This window comes from Candidatus Accumulibacter sp. ACC012, assembly GCF_907163155.1.
Lineage (GTDB): Bacteria > Pseudomonadota > Gammaproteobacteria > Burkholderiales > Rhodocyclaceae > Accumulibacter > Accumulibacter delftensis.
In genome coordinates, this window is record NZ_CAJQUC010000002.1 from 636,905 (window position 1) to 654,172 (window position 17,268).

The 17,268-nt window shown below is 64.0% G+C and carries 14 protein-coding genes; 6 read left to right on the top strand and 8 right to left on the bottom strand.

The features are described 5' to 3' along the window. The first annotated feature begins 104 nt into the window (after positions 1 to 104). The 3 genes from QZ648_RS03385 (at position 105) to QZ648_RS03395 (ending at position 6,396) form a co-directional block, all read left to right on the top strand. Complete coding sequence (locus QZ648_RS03385; protein ID WP_169067667.1) at positions 105 to 2,681, top strand: arylsulfatase; 2,577 nt, start codon at positions 105 to 107, stop codon at positions 2,679 to 2,681. A gap of 154 nt (positions 2,682 to 2,835) precedes the next feature. After that, complete coding sequence (locus QZ648_RS03390) at positions 2,836 to 3,504, top strand: tetratricopeptide repeat protein (protein ID WP_169067666.1); 669 nt, start codon at positions 2,836 to 2,838, stop codon at positions 3,502 to 3,504. Between the two features lie 234 nt (positions 3,505 to 3,738). Beyond that, positions 3,739 to 6,396 carry a GNAT family N-acetyltransferase gene (locus QZ648_RS03395; RefSeq protein ID WP_291996102.1) on the top strand — a complete coding sequence of 886 codons (2,658 nt, stop codon included), beginning with the start codon at positions 3,739 to 3,741 and terminating at the stop codon, positions 6,394 to 6,396. Positions 6,397 to 6,674: 278 nt separating this feature from the next. Here the strand turns inward: QZ648_RS03395 and glp are convergent, their stop codons facing one another. The 4 genes from glp to QZ648_RS03415 form a co-directional block, all read right to left on the bottom strand. Next, the gene (gene glp / locus QZ648_RS03400) at positions 6,675 to 7,979 is read right to left on the bottom strand and encodes a gephyrin-like molybdotransferase Glp (RefSeq protein WP_291996103.1); all 1,305 of its coding nucleotides are present in this window, start codon (positions 7,977 to 7,979) and stop codon (positions 6,675 to 6,677) included. A 100-nt stretch (positions 7,980 to 8,079) separates the two neighbouring features. Then, positions 8,080 to 9,159 carry a GTP 3',8-cyclase MoaA gene (gene moaA, locus QZ648_RS03405; RefSeq protein ID WP_169067662.1) on the bottom strand — a complete coding sequence of 360 codons (1,080 nt, stop codon included), beginning with the start codon at positions 9,157 to 9,159 and terminating at the stop codon, positions 8,080 to 8,082. A gap of 271 nt (positions 9,160 to 9,430) precedes the next feature. Continuing rightward, positions 9,431 to 10,114, bottom strand: coding sequence for a Bax inhibitor-1/YccA family protein (locus tag QZ648_RS03410; protein ID WP_169067661.1), 684 nt, complete (start codon positions 10,112 to 10,114; stop codon positions 9,431 to 9,433). 55 nt (positions 10,115 to 10,169) lie between these two features. After that, positions 10,170 to 10,556: an HPF/RaiA family ribosome-associated protein gene (locus QZ648_RS03415; protein ID WP_169067660.1), complete on the bottom strand. Its 387-nt coding sequence runs from the start codon at positions 10,554 to 10,556 to the stop codon at positions 10,170 to 10,172. Between the two features lie 145 nt (positions 10,557 to 10,701). On the opposite strand from QZ648_RS03415, the gene nhaR reads away from it, so the two are divergent. Beyond that, positions 10,702 to 11,715: a transcriptional activator NhaR gene (gene nhaR / locus QZ648_RS03420; RefSeq protein ID WP_291996104.1), complete on the top strand. Its 1,014-nt coding sequence runs from the start codon at positions 10,702 to 10,704 to the stop codon at positions 11,713 to 11,715. A 170-nt stretch (positions 11,716 to 11,885) separates the two neighbouring features. Continuing rightward, positions 11,886 to 12,851, top strand: coding sequence for a TIM44-like domain-containing protein (locus tag QZ648_RS03425; protein WP_169067658.1), 966 nt, complete (start codon positions 11,886 to 11,888; stop codon positions 12,849 to 12,851). 61 nt (positions 12,852 to 12,912) lie between these two features. On the opposite strand, the gene QZ648_RS03430 is transcribed toward QZ648_RS03425, so the two are convergent. From QZ648_RS03430 to rocF, 4 genes are all read right to left on the bottom strand, one after another. Next, positions 12,913 to 13,584 (bottom strand): TIGR04282 family arsenosugar biosynthesis glycosyltransferase, encoded by a 672-nt coding sequence (locus QZ648_RS03430; protein ID WP_291996105.1) that lies wholly within the window; start codon positions 13,582 to 13,584, stop codon positions 12,913 to 12,915. Beyond that, positions 13,559 to 14,272, bottom strand: a complete 714-nt coding sequence (locus QZ648_RS03435) for a TIGR04283 family arsenosugar biosynthesis glycosyltransferase (RefSeq protein ID WP_291996106.1) — start codon at positions 14,270 to 14,272, stop codon at positions 13,559 to 13,561. The genes QZ648_RS03430 and QZ648_RS03435 overlap by 26 nt, the downstream gene beginning before the upstream one ends. Positions 14,273 to 14,308: 36 nt before the next feature. Next, on the bottom strand, positions 14,309 to 14,506 hold the full coding sequence (locus tag QZ648_RS03440) for a zf-HC2 domain-containing protein (RefSeq protein WP_291996107.1): 198 nt from the start codon (positions 14,504 to 14,506) through the stop codon (positions 14,309 to 14,311). Positions 14,507 to 15,021: 515 nt separating this feature from the next. Further along, on the bottom strand, positions 15,022 to 15,945 hold the full coding sequence (gene rocF / locus QZ648_RS03445; RefSeq protein WP_169067691.1) for an arginase: 924 nt from the start codon (positions 15,943 to 15,945) through the stop codon (positions 15,022 to 15,024). Positions 15,946 to 16,532: 587 nt separating this feature from the next. Between rocF and QZ648_RS03450 the strand changes: the two genes are divergently transcribed. Next, positions 16,533 to 17,225, top strand: a complete 693-nt coding sequence (locus QZ648_RS03450) for a hypothetical protein (RefSeq protein WP_291996108.1) — start codon at positions 16,533 to 16,535, stop codon at positions 17,223 to 17,225. Positions 17,226 to 17,268 lie beyond the last annotated feature (43 nt).

Below are 17,268 nucleotides of genomic sequence, written 5' to 3' on the forward strand. Positions count from 1 at the left end.
GGCGTCAGTCTGCTGTAATACGCGTGGGTGACAATGCCGGGCCAATCGCCCTTCATTACCCCAGTGATAAGCTACTATGCATAACCTTTTTGACGGAGAAAAACATGCGCAAAACTAAACGCCGGGCCCAAGTGCTCGCCTGCGTGCTCAGTCTGGCGGCCCTAAGCGGCAGCGCACTGGCTCAGGAACTTACCGGCACGCTGGGTTCACCCAGTGCCACCACCACCATCAGCGGCAAGCAACTGCCGGCGCCAGAACCGGCCTTCGGCGGTGTAATCAAGGATGACGCCCTGCAGTCCAAACCCTGGTGGCCGCCGCGTGTGGTGCCGCCCAAAGGCGCGCCCAATGTCCTGCTGATCATGACCGACGATGCCGGATTCGCCGTGCCGAGCACTTTCGGCGGCGTCATCCCGACACCGACCATGGACAGCATCGCGGCCAACGGGCTGCGCTACAACCGCATCTTCTCCACCGCGCTCTGCTCGCCGACGCGTGCCGCGCTCATTACCGGGCGCAACCATCACTCGGTTGGCTTCGGCGTGATTGCCGAGCAGGCCACCGGTTTCCCCGGCTACGACAGCATCATCGGCCCGGAAAATGCCACCATCGGCCGTATTCTGCGCGACAACGGCTACGCCACGAGCTGGTTTGGCAAGGACCACAACACGCCGACCTATCAGGCCAGCCAGGTCGGGCCCTTCACCCAGTGGCCGACGGGCATGGGCTTCGACTACTTCTACGGCTTCGTCGGCGGCGACGCCAACCAGTGGGGGCCGAACCTCTTCCGCAACACGACGCAGATTTACCCGTGGCTGGGTCATGAGGGAAGCCTGAAGATGGATCGCTCGGATGCAAAGGCCGCGATCTGGCCGGTCACCGGCAAGGAGCCCTCCTGGAACCTGGTCACCGCCATGGCCGACGACGCCCTTGACTGGATGTATCGGATTCACCAGACCGACCCCACGCAGCCGATCTTTCTATACTACGTGCCCGGCGCCACGCACGCGCCGCATCACCCGACCCGGGAGTGGGTGGACAAGATCCACGCCATGCATCTCTTCGACGACGGTTACGAGAAGTTGCGCGAGCGCATTTTTGCCAACCAGAAGAAGCTGGGCGTCATTCCGCAGGACGAACAGTTAAGCCCCTGGCCCAATGACGTCCTTACCCCGTGGGACAAGCTCACCCCCGAGGCGAAGAAGCTTTATATCCGTCAGGTCGAGGTGTTCGCTGCCTATGTGGCCTACAGCGACCACGAGATCGGCCGCGTGATCCAGGGCTTCAAGGACCTCGGCAAGCTCGACAACACGCTGATCATCTACCAGAACGGTGACAACGGCACCAGCGCCGAGGGCGGACCAGAAGGGACTTTCAGCGAAGTCGCGTTCTTCAACGGCGTGCGCCCGCCGGTGGAAATGCAGATGAAATTCTACGACGCCTGGGGCACCGAATTCGCCTACAACCACATGTCGGCGGGCTGGTCCTGGGCCTTTGACACACCCTTCGACTGGTTCAAGCAGAACGCCTCCCGGCTCGGCGGCATCAACCAGAACATGGTCATCTCATGGCCGGCGCGCATCAAGGACAAGGGCGGCCTGCGCGAGCAGTTCATGCACGTCATCGACGTGGTGCCCACGCTGCTCGAAGTCACCGGCATCGCCGCGCCCGAGTACGTGGACGGCATCAAGCAGAAGCCCATCGAGGGCACCAGCTTTGCCTACACCTTCGATGCCGCCAACGCCAAGGAGCCATCTCGCCACAAGATCCAGTACTTCGAGATGATGGGCCAGTGGGCTCTTTACAACGAAGGCTGGCTGCTGAGCACCAAGGTCGACCGTGCGCCCTGGGACGCTTTCAGTGCCGCCAACCCGGATCCGCTCAACAACCAGGTCTTCCAACTCTATGACCTGAGCACGAACTTCAACCAGTCCGCCGATATCGCCGCGCAGCATCCGGACAAGGTCAAGGAGATGCGCCAGATGTTCGTCGCGGAAGCGAACAAGTACCAGGTCTTCCCGCTCGATGCGTCGGTCGGCGCCCGCGTCGCGTCTCCCCGTCCGAGCCTCACCGCGGGTCTCTCCGAGTTGGTTTACACGCGGCCGATGACCGGCGTTCCGCAAGGTGATGCGCCCTACCTGCTCAACACCTCCTACACCCTGACGGCGGACATCACCGTGCCGGAAGGCGGGGCCGAGGGCATGATCGCGACTTCCGGCGGGCGTTTTGCGGGCTGGGGTTTCTACCTGCTCAAGGGCAAGCCGGTGTTCTGCTGGAACCTGCTCGCGCTTGAATCGATCACCTGGGAAGGCCCGCAGGCGCTCGCTCCCGGTCAGCACATTCTGGAATTCGACTTCAAGTATGACGGACTCGGTGTCGGCACGATGGCCTTCAACAACTTCTCCGGCATCGGCAAGAGTGGCACCGGTACCTTGAAGGTGGACGGCAAGGTGGTGGCCAGCAAAACGATGGAAAAAACGCTTCCGGTCATCCTGCAGTGGGACGAGAGCTTCGACATCGGCTCGGACACCATCACCGGCATCAACGACGCCGACTACAAGCCGCCCTTCCCGCTGACCGCCAAGTTCAACAAACTGACGATCAAGATCGACCGGCCGCAATTGTCCCCGGAAGACATCAAGAAGTTGGAAACGGCGATGAAGGTCAAGGCCATCGCCGACTGATCGCCGTTCGCCAACACGGCGCGCGCGCCGCGCCGATGTAATTCGCCGAAACGATCAAGCACGCGGGGTGTTTCCATCTTTCCTCAGCGAACGCCCCGCGCTTTTTTTGGAATTCATAAATGAAATGGCACATGCCACATCAAGACAGACAGCCATGAAAATGATTGACACCTCCTTGCTTCGCGCAGCGTGCACGACTGCCGTGCGCCTGCTGCTCTGTTCGAGCCTGGCACTGACCGTACCGCCGGCGCAGGCCGGCTTCGACGAAGCCGCCGCGGCTTTCGCGGCCGGCGATTACGCCAAGGCGCTGCAGGAAACCCGTCCGCTGGCTGAAAGCGGCGATGCGCGTGGCGAGTACGGCATGGGCGTATTCTATGAAAACGGCTACGGAGTGACGAAAGACCTGAAACTGGCGGCGGCCTGGTACCTGAAAGCCGCGAAGCAGGGCAACAGCGATGCCCAGTACAACCTCGGCGCGATGTACGAGCACGGTGTCGGCATGGCGGTGAACTATCCCGAGGCAGCGCGCTGGTATCGTCCGGCCGCCGAGATGGGTGACATCGATGCGCTGAGCAACCTGGGCGTGCTCTACCAGGGCGGCAAGGGCGTGGCGCAGGACAAGATCCTGGCCATGGCGCTGTACAACGTCTCGGTGGCCTATGCCGGCAAGGGCAAAACACAGGCGGCGCAGAACCGTCAGGTGCTGGCCAACCAGATGTCGCTGGACGATGTCAAGAAGGCGCTGGCGCTCACCGAGAAGTTGCTCAAGCCGGGCCAGCTGAAACCTGCACTTGAAGCCTATTTGCAAGAACGGCCGCGCTGATTGTCGGCTGCTTGTCGGCTGCTTGTCGGCTGCTTGTCGGCTGCTTGTCGGCCAGCACATGGCTATTGGCCAGCGCTCGAGCAATCGCCTTACGAAGCTCGCCAGTACGAACCCCAGGCGGCATTCAGTTTCTCAACTTCGGTGTTGATGAAGGTATGCTGATGGCCGGCTGCCGAGCGCCGTCATCCTGCGGCCAGCAAAGCAATTTCTGGCAAAGAACACAGCACCTTTCCAATGACTATCCGGAATCTGGAATTCCTCTTTCGTCCCCGGTCGGTGGCCATTGTTGCCGAACCCGACGAGCCGAGCCGCTACGCCGAGGTGGTGCTGCGCAATCTCGGCGCCGGTGGATTTTCCGGGCCGCTCATTTCCGTCACCGCCAGGAAAGCCTGGCGCTTCGCGATCGGCACCCATGTGCGTCTTGACGGGCTGGATGTGGTGCCTGATCTGGCGGTCGTCTGCGCAGCGCCGGATCACGTCCCGCAGATCATCAGCCAACTCGGGGCACGCGGTACACGGGCGGTGATCGTTGGCATGTCGCTGCGCGACAGGATGAACAGCCGCCAGATCGTGGCGGCTCACAAGGCCATCCTCGCTGCGGCACAACCGTACCTGCTACGCGTCCTCGGACCGGGGAGCGGCGGTCTCCTCGTGCCACCGAATGCTCTCAACGCCAGCGTTGCCCCGATCGTCGCCCGGCCCGGAAAAATCGCCCTGCTCACCCAGTCGGCTTCAATTACCGCCGCCGTTCTTGATCGCGCCGACAGCAAGGGCATCGGCTTCTCATTGGTGTTGCACCTGGGTGCCAGCATCGACATCGATCTCGCCGACGCTCTCGACTGGCTGGCGGCAGATCCGGATACCGGGTCGATCCTGGTGCAGTTCGATGCCATCACCGGCGGACGCAAATTCATGTCCGCAGCGCGCGCCGCGGCGCGCAATAAGCCGGTCGTCTACTTACGCAGCGGACGGATGGCGAGCAGGCAGCCAGCAAGCGAGCCGTTTACCGCCAGCGAGGTCTACGCGGCGGCGCTGCGCCGCGCCGGCTGGGTGCGCATCGACACTCTGGGAGACTTGTTCGAAGCTGCCGAGGCGATGGCGCGGGTGCGTTCGCTGCGCGTCGAACGGCTGACCATTCTGGCCAACGGTCACGGTCTCGGGCGGATTGCCGCTGACACGCTGCTAGCTTCCGGCGGCCAGCTGGCAACACTTTCCAAGGACACCCTGAAGCGCCTCGGCGAACGCCTGCAGATGCGCTTGACGGCGAGCAATCCGCTCGCCTTGCCGGCGAACATTTCGGCGGAAAACTGGGCGGCGGCGCTGGCTGCGGTGCTCGACGACCGCGACACCGACAGCGTGCTCACCGTCTGTTCGCCGTCGCCGTTTGCGCAAAGCACGGCGATCGCCGCGGCCTTGTGCAAAGTGATCAAGGACAGCGGGCGCAACGTGTTCACCTGCTGGGTCGGCGGTACGGCAATGCTCGAGGCGCAGCGCATTGCGGCGGCGCACGGGGTCCTGAGCCACGACTCACCGGGCAAGGCCATCGCCGTTTTTCTCGGCATCGTCGATTACCAGCGCAATCGGCGCTTGCTGATGCAGATGCCGCCGTCGCAGACGGATGGCTTCTCCCCCGACACCACTGCCGCCCGTACAGTGGTCGCTGAAGCGATCGCGGCCGGCATGGAGACGCTGACGCCGGTCCAGGCGCGCCGCCTGTTGCACGCCTACGGCATCGACTCTGCCGAGTATCAGCTGGCGCGCAACATCGATGCGGCGATCCGCAGCGCTGACGATATCGGCTATCCGGTCGATCTCGGCCTGGTCCTGGCCAACGCCCTGCCGTTTGCAGCGCTCGCCTCCGGACTCCGCTCGCCGGCCGACATCCATGCCGCCGTTCGCGACCTGCGCCGCATTGCCAAGACTCAACACCCGGGGCAGCGCGTCAGCAACTACCTCTTGCGACCCAGCGCCGCACGCAGTGGCGCCCCTGCCCTGCGTCTCGGCGTTGCCGACGATCCGGTGTTCGGTCCGGTGATTTTCCTTGGTCCCGCCGCAGCTGCAAAAAGATCCGGCGAAGGCGCTTTCGTCGTCGCCCTGCCGCCGCTCAACCCGACCCTGGCCCAGGACCTGCTGGCGCGCAGCCATTTTGCCGAGGAGCTTGGCGGTAATGAGCGTGCGGCGCTGGAATCAGCGCTGCGCACGGCGCTGGTGCGCTTGTCACAACTGCTCAGCGATATCGACGAGGTGCTTGGCGTCGAACTCAATCCGCTGCATGTCGAAACCTCCGGTGTGCTTGCCTTGAACACCCGCATCCGCATCGAAAAAAGCGGCCGCAAGCACGGCCTGCGACGCTTTGCGATTCGCCCCTATCCGCAAGAACTGGAGCAGCAAGTGGACTGGAACGGTCGGCAGCTGTTGATCCGTCCGATCCGACCGGAGGACGAAATCGCACTCGGCAATCTCATTCGCTCCCTTGATCCAGAGGATGCACGCATGCGCTTCTTTGCCGCGATGCGCCATCTGCCCCGCTCCCAGCTCGCTCGCTTCACCCAGATTGACTACGATCGCGAGATGGCGCTGGTGGCCATCGAGCGCGGCAGCGACGGTGTCGAGCGTTCACTGGGAGAAATCCGTGCCGTGTCCCATCCCGACCACGCCGTCGCGGATTTTGCCATCGTCGTCAGTTCGGGATGCAAGGGCAAGGGGCTCGGGCGCCTGCTATTGCAGAGCCTCATCACCTGCTCGCGCAGCCGCGGCATCGGCGAACTGCGCGGCGAAACCCTGGAAGGCAACCTGCGCATGCAGCACCTGGCCCAGGACCTTGGCTTCAAGCTGACGGCCGGAGCCGACCGCGGCACGGTGGATCTTCGTCTGGTGCTGTGCACGCCTTGAGATCTCGAGAGTATCGTCATGGTCATGACGCATCTGCGGATGGAGGAATGCACGGCCATCGGGGTGCGCGATAAAAAGTCGGGAGAGCGCCACGTGGTCACAAAATCGCCAGAAATTGAAGCCTGCCGCGAATCATCCCCGCCAGACCGCGGCCCCCTCAGCCAGGCGAGGAAGTGAGGAGAATAGGGGAGAGTGGAGGGCAGGCGAAAGCCTGTACTTCACTCTCCCCGATTTCCCGGTGTCCGGTTTCCCGGGAAGCTCAGCAGGGACGGCGCGCTTCAGACCAGCCCGTCAAAGAGCTGCACGTGCACCGCATCACCGACAGCGACCGAGCCCCGCTCATGCTCGAGGACGATGAAGCAATTGGCTTCGGACATCGAGCGCAGGACGCCGGAGCCCTGGGCACCGGCCGGGCGGACGCTCCATTTCCCATCCGCGTGGCCGAGAACGCCACGCTGGAACTCGGTGCGACCAGGGGCTTTTTTCATCGCCACACTGCTCACCGCCGGCAGCAGCGGCACGCCGGGCAGCGGATCGGCGCCCATCAGCGCCTGCAGCGCGTCGCGGACGAACTGGTAGAAAGCCGCCATCACCGCGACCGGATTACCCGGCAGGCCGAACAGCCAGGCCGCGTGCTCATCACCGCCATCACCACCATCACCGCCGCCGCCGCGCGAGCCGAGGCGGCCGAAAGCCATCGGGCGGCCGGGTTTCATGGCGATCTTCCAGAACAGCACTTCGCCGAGCTGCGCCATCAGCGGCTTGACGAAATCGGCCTCGCCGACCGAAACGCCACCGCTGGTGATGACCACGTCGGCCGCGGCGGCGGCGTCGCGGAAGGCTGCTTCGAGAGTCGCGGGATCGTCGCCGACGACACCGAGGTCGAGCACCTCGCAGCCGAGGCGAGTGAGCATGCCGAAAATCGTGTAGCGGTTGCTGTCATAGATTTCGCCGTCGGCGAGCGGCGTACCGATCGAGCACAGCTCGTCGCCGGTCGAGAAGAAAGCGACGCGCAGACGGCGGTAAACACTGACCTCGGCACAGCCGAGCGACGCCATCAGGCCGAGTTCTGCCGGGCGGATCAAGCGCCCGGCGGCGAGCGCCGGCTTGCCGGCAGCCAGGTCCTCGCCCGCCAGGCGGATATTCTGTCCGGCGCGCTGCCCGGCCGGGACGATGACCTGATCGCCGTCGAGCTTGACCACCTCCTGGATGACGACGGTGTCGCATCCTGCCGGCGGCAGCGCGCCGGTCATGATGCGCACGCATTCAGCGGTGCCGACGGAGCCCGCGAAAACCTTGCCGGCCAGCGCCGTGCCGATCACGCGCAGGCGCGTCTCGCCGCTGCCCGCGAGATCGGCGTGGCGCAGCGCGTAACCGTCCATTGCCGAGTTGTCGTGGACCGGGACATTGAAAGGCGCGATCACGTCGCTGGCCAGCACGCGACCCAGGGCGCTGCGTAGCGCCACTCGCTCCTGGGTACGCACCGGGGTGAGCTGGCTGCGAATGAAGGCACGCGCCTGCTCGACCGACAGCGCGTCGGGATCGTAATCGCTCAGGCAGCTGAAACGGGCAGTGAGACTCATGGCGACTCGCCTTGAAAGAGGGTGAGAAGTGACGGGTTGGCGAGCAGCGATGGCTCCATACGGACTACGGACTACGCAGACTTCCTTCAGCCAGCAGCGCTCAGCCACCGGTCATGGACATGAAGCGCACCACCTGCGGGGCGTTCATCTGATTGCTGAAGTCGTGGCCTTTGGCCTTGATACCCATGCTCTGGACGATCGCCGCGCGCAGCGGGCGGTCGTCGGTCGGATGCGCGCGCAGCAGCGGCAGCAAATGGCTGGCGTCGTTGTTGCCCAGGCAGGGGTAGAGTTCGCCGCGCGCGGTAATGCGCACGCGGTTGCAGCTGTCGCAGAAATTGTGGCTGTGCGGGGAGATGAAGCCGACGCGCGTCGAGCTTCCCGGAATGCGCCAGTAGCGCGCCGGTCCACCCGAGCTTTCGGTCGACGGCAGCAGCACGAAACGCTCCGCCAGTTGCGCCATTGCTTCCTCGCTGCTGATGTAGGTCGATTGGCGACCATGGCCGATTTCGCCGAGCGGCATTTCCTCGATGAAGGAAATATCGATCTCCCGCGCGACGGCAAACTCGACCATCTCCGGGAACTCATCGTCGTTGGTGCCACGCATCATCACCGTGTTCAGCTTGAGGCGCTGGAAACCGGCCGCCTGCGCAGCATCGAGACCGCGCAGCACCTTGGCCAGCTCGCCGACGCGCGTGATCGCCTTGAAGCGCTCGGCACGCAGGGTGTCGAGACTGATGTTGAGGCGTTTCACGCCTGCGGCCAGCAGGGCCGGCGCAAAGCGATCGAGCTGCGAGCCGTTGGTGGTCATCACCAGCTCCTTCAAACCGGGCAGCACGGCGAGTCGTTCGAGCAACCAGACGACGTTCTGACGAACCAGCGGCTCACCGCCGGTGACGCGCAGTTTGGTCACGCCGAGATCGACAAAAGTACTGGCCAGGCGCAGGCATTCCTCGAGCGTCAGCACCTGCGCCCGCGGCAGGAAAGTCATTTCCTCGGCCATGCAGTAGCAGCAACGGAAGTCGCAACGGTCGGTAATCGACAGGCGAACATAGGTCACGTGCCGGCCGTACTTGTCCACCAGCGTTCCGTCGGCATGCCGCGAGCTGGCCGGTGAAGTCGGCGGAGTGAAGCCGACCAGCGAATCCGGAATGGCCTCCGGGGTCAGCGATTCGTTGCGCATGGGAGAGGCTCCCTGGGGCCTGCCTGTGGTAGCGTGAAGAGGTGAAGATGAGAACGGTTCGCAGCGGATTATAGCGAACTTTGCCCCACCCCAACGCACTCGTGGCCGCCTGGCTGGCCGCCCATGATGGCCAGCCAGGCGGCAGGGCCGGTGACCACCGGCCCTGCCGGACGGCAATGCAGCGCTGTTGCCGCCGTCGAGAAACGCTACCAAAAAGCGCTAGCAAAGCCTCTTCAGTCAGTCACAGCGCAGGTCAAAACCGGCGACCGACTCAATCGTCACCGTTCATGAAACCCAGCAGGTGCAGCAGGCTGGTGAAGAGGTTGAAGATGGCGACGAACAAGGTCACCGTGGCCATTACGTAGTTGGTTTCGCCACCGTGGATGATGTTCGAGGTTTCGTAGAGGATCAGACCCGACATCAACAACACGAAGGCCGCCGAGACGGTCAGCGACAGGGCCGGAATCTCGAAGAAGATGGCCCCCAGCCCGGCCAGGAAAGCGAGCAGTACGCCGACCATCAGGAACCCGCCCATGAAGCTGAAGTCCTTGCGCGTCGTCAGCGCATAGCCCGACAGACCGACGAAGATCGTCGCCGTGCCGGCCATGGCCATCATCACCGTCTGGCCGCCATTGGCCAGGCCGAGGTAATGACCGATGATCGGCCCCAGGGTGTAACCCATGAAGCCGGTCAGGGCGAACACCGAGGCTACGCCCCAGCCACTGTCGCGCAGCCGGTTGGTGAGGAAGAGCAGAGCAAAGTAGCCGACCAGGGTGACGATCAACCCGGGATGCGGCAGCTTCAGGGCCACCGAGACGCCGGCGGTGAGCGCAGCGAACAGCAGCGTCATCGACAGCAGCAGGTAGGTGTTGCGAATCACCGTATTGGTGGCCATGACCGACTGGCCACTGCTCGTTGCGGTACGGGCCGCAGGTTGGATATTGAAGGTACTCATTCTGAACTCCTGTTGGGAAAAGATTTCAAGCCGCTGCGGGTACGCCGCAGGCGGCTCAAACGGTCGTTGTAGTGGCCTCTGCCGGCGGCACACCCACGGCCAAAGCCGCGCGGGCGTCCCTGCTGCGGCCAGGCTGCCGCTGGCGTTGCCGCGCTACCTGGCGGGCCAGCGCCCGCCCGGCACGATCGACAGCGCGATCGATGGCCAGGTAGAGATCGGCCTGGGTGTCATCGATGCGCACGTCGGCCGCGCCGGCAACGGCGACCTGAATGCGGCAGCGTTTGTCCTTGCCGCCGCGCGGCCCGTTGATATCGGATAGAACAACCAAGACACTATTGACGCGGTCGTATGCCCAGTCGATCGAGAAGCCCAGGCGCCGCTGGACGTGATCGCGCACTTCCGGGCTGAGCTCGAAGCCCCTGGCTTGGGTGTCGATATGCATGCTTGTCTCCTCTCTTGCGTTGATCGGAAGAGGCAGTCTAGGATATGCCGAGACATCCGACCAATCGAATATACTGTCTCGATAGATCATTTTATCTTGCCTGTTTTTCTTGCCCGTCTTGCCTGCCTATTTTTTACGGACACTCATGGCTTCGCTCAATTACAAGCACCTGCGTTACTTTTGGATGGTCGCCAAGTGCGGCGCCATCGCTCGCGCCTGCGAACAACTGCACCTGACGCCGCAGGCAGTCAGCGGCCAGTTGCGCGAGCTGGAAGGATCACTCGGCGTCGAGTTGTTTCGCCGCGTCGGCCGCGGCCTGGAACTCACCGGCGCCGGGCGGCGCATCCTCAGCTACGCCGAAGAGATATTCGCCATTGGTGATGAGTTGCTGGAGGTTGCTCGTGACCAGACGATGACCCAGAGCCTGCCCTTCGCCGTGGGAATTGCCGATTCGGTGGCCAAGTCGGTCGCCCTGCGGCTCGTGGAACCGGTGCTGCACCTGCCGGAGGCAGTACGCCTGATCTGTCGTGAAGGACGCCTGACCGGATTGCTCGCCGACCTCGCCGTGCATCGCCTGGACATGGTGATCGCCGACCGACCAATGCCGGCGAACCTGAACGTGCGCGGCTACAGCCACCCACTCGGCGAAAGCGACCTCACCGTCTTCGCCGCACCCGGCTTGCTCGACACCCTGAATGGCAGCTTTCCGGCATTGCTCAACGGCGCGCCCTTTCTGATGCCCGGCGACGACGTGGCGATCCGCTTGCGCCTTGAACAGTGGTTCGAAGCCAGCCGCCTGCACCCGCACATCGTCGGCGAATTCGACGACAGCGCGCTGCTCAAGTCATTCGGCCAGGCCGGAGCCGGTCTCTTCGTCGCACCGACGGCGATCGCCGCCTACGTCAGCGATCAGTATCGCGTGCAGGCCATCGGTCGTATCGACTCGATCGCCGAACAGCTGTTCGCGATCACTACCGAGCGGCGCCTGAGTCATCCGGCAATCGTCGCCGTCATTCAGGAGGCGCGCGACAAGGTTTTCGGCGCCATCAAACGCGCCCCACGGCGCTCCGCAAAAACCAGTAGTAAAGCTGCCGCCGAGACGCCCGTTCAACCGGCACCCTCACGGGCACGCCCACGGTCGTCCGGGGATGCCTCCTGAGCCTCGCCAACAAGCGGGCGCTGCTACCTCGCCGGGCGCCGTCGGCAAACACGGCCGGGTGCGCGAACACTTCGGGATTTTCGATGTATCTTTATAAAGATTTCTGCTTTTCTGCAGAATTTCGTCGGTCTATGCTTGCCGCTCTCCAATCGGGACTTCAGAGGACGACCATGAAAACCTTCTCCTTGCTGGCAGCCGTTCTGGCTCTCGGCTTGACACTGACCGTCGGCGATGCCGACGCCGCTGGCAAGCGCCTCGGCGCTGGCAAATCCTCGGGCATGCAGCGCGACTCGACGACCACCAACAAGTCTGCCGCCGCAGCACCGGGCGCGGCCAATGCCACGGCAGCGGCGGCTGCACAACCCAAACGTTCGTGGATGGGTCCGCTCGCCGGTCTCGCCGCCGGCCTCGGACTCGCGGCCCTGGCTTCGCACCTCGGCTTCGGCGAGGAAATGGCCTCAATGCTGATGATGGGCCTGCTGGTGATGGCCGTGGTACTGGTCATCGGCTTCATCATGCGTCGCCGCGCCGCCGCCCGACAGGCCGGCTTGGGTGCTCCGGGCGGCCTGCAATACGCTGCGGCCGGCCCCGCCAGCGGGGCGACCAATCGCAGCCGCAGCGAATCACCGCTGCAGCCCGCCGCGGCGACCGACGCATCCTTTTCCGGCAGCTCTGCCGCCCCAGCTACGCCTGTAGCAACGGCTCTCGCTGGTGCAGCCTCCGCTTCGGCAGCGGCAGCGCCCGTCGCGAGCAGTGGCAACATCCCGCTTGACTTCGACGCCGCCGGCTTCGTGCGCAACGCCAAAGTCAGCTTCATTCGACTGCAGGCCGCCAATGATGCCGCCAACCTCGACGACATCCGCGAGTTCACCACTCCCGAAATGTTTGCCGAGATCAGCATGACCATCGCCGAGCGCGGTAACGAACCGCAGGAAACCGACGTGGTGACCATCGAAGCCGAAGTGCTCGACGTCGCAGAAGAGGCCAACCGCTACGTGGTCAGCGTCCGTTTCTCCGGCCTGATTCGTGAAGAGCAGGACGCGGCCGCCGAGCCCATCGACGAGGTATGGCATCTCGTCAAGCCGCGGCAAGGCAAGGGCGGCTGGCTACTGGCCGGTATTCAACAGGTGCAATAGCGGGTGATCTGACGCCCGACCGCCAGCAGCAGCAGGTAACTGTTGTTGCTGGCGCCTGGCGTCAGCGGTCAGCGCGGCGATCAGTTTTGTTGGCCCCGAAACCTGGAAGCGTCGCCAGCCGTGTCAGATCGGCCGGCCGATCGACGTCCCAGAGAGCCGGCAGCTCGCACCAGCGCAGGCCCAGCGCCAACAGGCGCTGCCGCGTCTGGGCCATGACCCGTTCGCTGCCCCAATCGACGCCTTCAAAGAGCCCGGGCTGCGGGCAACGCAAGCCAAGCAGCACGTAGCCGCCGTCTTCAGCCGGAATGAAGACGGCATCATTGCCGCCAGCCTGCTCGTCACTCAGCGCCCTGGCCGCCGCCGCGAGATGCTCCGACTGCAGTGCCGGACAGTCTGTTCCGATCAATAACAGCGGCCCGGCGTGGGCGGCAAAAGCCGCCGCCATGCGAGCGCCGAGGTCGTCGCCGAACTGCTCCCGACACTCGATTCCACAGCACCGACGAAGGGCACGAAAAAAGCGGTGCTCGCCGTCCGGTGCAACCCACAAGCTGACGCCACCCAAGGCCGCACGCCTGGCCACCGCCAGCGCGTGCAGGGTCAGCCGGCGCTGCAAGCGTGCCGCACCGGCGGCGCCGAGGGCCGGAATCAGCCGCGTCTTGGCGGCGCCAGCCTGCGGTGCACGCGCAAAAACGGCCAGCGCCGGCAGCTCAGGGCTGGCGCGGAGAATAGCCATAGCGAACGGCCAACTGCTGCGGGTCGGCGCCAAAAAAATAGCTCGCCCGCAATCGCCACATCAGGACGATGGTGCGCAGCACGCCATGCTGCTCCCAGCGCCGCCCGGAGGTACGCACGCGGGCGCGCAAACACGCCGGTGGGGCGATAGCTTTGAGCCGCCTGGAAAGCGCGATGTCCTCCATCAACGCGACTTCCGGAAAAGCGCCAACCGCCAGGAAAGCATCGCGGCGGACGAACATCGCCTGATCGCCGGTGGCGATCCCGGTCCAGCGTGAGCGCCAGTTCATCATCGCCGCGACGAGCGGCAGCAGGGGATGGCGGCTATCGATAGAAACGTCGAAGCGTCCCCACACCGCGCCGCCGGCAATCGCCGCGCGAATCAGCGCGTCGGCGTCAGGCGGTAGCGTCGTATCGGCATGCACGAAGAGCAGCACTTCGCCGCGACTGGCCCGCGCGCCGGCGTTCATCTGCAGCGCTCGCCCGCGCGGCGCGTCGAGGAGCCGGTCGGCGCCGGCCGCCGCCAGCACCACCGTGCCATCGTTGCTGCCACCATCGACCACCAGCAGCTCGGCACCGCGGGCACGCAGCGCCTGCAGCTTCGTCAATTGCGCGACGACCGTCGTCGCTTCGTTGAGCACCGGCAGAATCAGCGACAGCAAGGGGGTGCGGGCGCAACCATCACTCATCACTCGTCACTCCAAGAGCGGCAGAGCCGTCGGAAACTACTCGCCACGCTCTTTGCTTGCCGGCTCGACGACGAATCGACGGCAGGCCGCATGCAAGAAGCTCATCTGCTTCTTGAAATTGGCGCAACCCTGGCACATCACCAGATGCACCCGCAGGCGCAGGCCTTCGCCGACCGTCAGCTGGCGCTCCTGCCCTTCGGACAGCAATTGGGTGACCTCCCGGCAAGTCAACATGTATGTTCTCCGAAGCGTCGTTAGTTGTCAGGCGTTGCGCGCTCGCACGCGACGCCATTGGAAAGCCTTGAACTCAGGAGAAGCGCAGGCAGCAAGGCGACCAAGCTCCGCCGGAAAGCTCACGATTATCCGTCATTTCACCCGTTGCCGGCCCGCTCCAGCGACGATCACGCTCGCCCGGTCAGCAGCGAAAACGATCGCCGCCCAGCAATCGCCCAATTGGTGGAAAAAATGTCCCGACGGCAAGGCATGGCCGGGATACTTGTAACAGTCGCGTGAGATCTTCACTTCTTACAACTCAATCCAGTCGAGCAGCTGCCGCCCTGTGCAGGCCGCTGAGAAAGTCACGGAGGCCCGCAGCAGGCCAGGATTTCGAGATCTCGTCTTCGTATTCATCTGTCTTCTCCTTTGCTGTGCCAGCACCACTGTCAAGACAAGCGACCCGAGCCAGCCGAGCGAAACACCGCCCCCGCGCGACAGATTCCCGCCGGCAACGCCCTCCTCCCGCCCCTGAGCTACCGGTGCAGGCGCATCAGGGTGCTCTTGCCAAACAGGCTCTCGACCAGATCGACGGCCAGTTCTGCGGTCATGTTGCGCAGGTCGAGCGCCGGGTTGAGTTCAACAATATCGAGCGAGCGAAGCCGCCCGGTATCGGCAATCATTTCCATGCACAGCTGCGCCTCGCGATAGGTCGGACCACCGCGTACCGTGGTACCCACTCCCGGCGCAATTTCAGGGTCGAGGAAATCGACGTCGAGGCTGACATGCAGGTGCGTTTCCGAACCAACGCCCGCGAGCGCCTGCTCCATGGTTTCGCGCATGCCGACCTCGTCGACATAGCGCATGTCGAAGACCTCAATCCCGATTTCAGCCAGGAAACGCTTTTCACCGTCGTCGACACTACGGATGCCGATCTGGCGAATGTCTCGCGGCAACAGGGCCGGTACCTGGCCGCCGATTTCGGTCAGTGGCGATGGACCGTAACCACACAGGAAAGCGCCCGGCATGCCGTGAAGGTTGCCGCTGGGAGTCATGATGGCGGTGTTGAAATCGGCGTGCGCGTCGAACCACAGCACCCGCAGCTGGCGTCCATTCTCGCGGCAATGCCGGGCGACGGCGCTGATCGAACCGATGGCCAGACAGTGGTCGCCGCCGAGCATGATCGGCAGCCGCCCGTCCTGCAGCTCGGCGTAAACCGCAGCGTGCACGCTGCGGTTCCAGGCCACGACTTCGTGCATGTGGCGGAAGCCATTGACCGCCGGCAGATCGGGATTGCTTGGGCCGCCCAAGTTGCCGCAGTCCCTGACCTCGACACCAAAGTGGGCGATGGCCGCGACAATGCCGGCAACGCGCAAGGCTTCCGGCCCCATGCGGGCCCCCGGCGTTCCGGCGCCGACGTCGGTGGGAACGCCGATGATGCTAACGGGAAGAATGGTCATGGCAGCCCTGGCAGTTTTGGTGCTGGTCATCAATGTAATCGGCCGAAACCCGCCACGACAAGCGCAAGCGGACCGTATGCGCCGCCACACCAGCCCGCAGGTCATGGCGAGGAGGCGCAGCCGACGTGGCAGCAATCCAGTTCCATCGTCTCACCATTTCCCGCCGCATGGACATGGTGACAACACAAAAAGCCAAACCTCTGGATCATCCGCCGCGGCCACTTTACATATCCGAGAGATTGACGCCTCTTGGTCGAAGCTCATACACTCTCGTCGGTTTTGTTGGATTTCAAGTCCTTCGAGGCCCGGGAAGTGATCGATAGCGGGTTCATCGGCAGGGTCTGCGGGGCACCGTGGTGCGCGCCCTGGCCCTGCTGGCGCAAGGGGAGACAGGAGTTCCCTGAGGCGCCTATGCCACTTTCACATTAACGGTCATGACACGTGGAGACACCCCAAATCATGAAAGTCATGACCGTTTCCCTCTTCCCCTGCCCCTTCTCCCGCAAGGGGAGAAGGGAGTTTCGTGAGTCGCTGGCGCGACTTTCACATTAACGCAAGAATGCAAGAATTCGAGAATTCGAGAATCAATGTTCGGACGATCCAAACCCGTTGTCTTCGATCGCTATGAATCGCGCCGCTCGCGCAAGCTGATCCCGAACTGGCTGTGGCTGCTGCTTTTCGGCATCGCGATCGGCGCCGGCGCTTTGTTCTACGCGCAGCACCAACTGCTGCCGCCGCAGCTCTCAGCCGCCGAGGCCAGTCAGCTGCGCGCGGCCATGGATACCGCAGAACAGGAGCGTTCGCGTCTCGCCGCCGAACTGGCGCAGGCCAATAAGCAGCTTGAAGACGCCCTTGCCACGCAGACGCGCATGGCTGGCGAACTCGCTGCCAACCATGCCGATCTTGGCAAGCAGCGTGAGCATGTCGAGGCTTTGCTCGCCGCGCTGCCGTCTGACCCGCGCGACGGCATTGTCGGGATTCGTGCCGCACGCTTCACGGTCGACGAAGACCAGCTCGGCTATGACATGGTATTCACACGGACCAAAGCGAAAGGCGCCCCCTTTGCCGGCGTGATGCAATTGCACATCGCCGGCAAAACGGCCGGCGGTACCGAAACGACGATTGCGCTCGATCCGGTTGCCATCAAAGTCGGCGACTACGAAATCGCCCACGGCAGCCTGCCGATGCCGCGCGGCTTCGTCCCGCGCCAGGCAAGCATCCGCATCCTCGATCACCCCGGCGGCAAGCAGTTCGGCATGCGTGTGCTCAACGTGTACTAGCCTGGATGTTGCATAAAGAGGGCGAGTAAGCACGTAAACATTT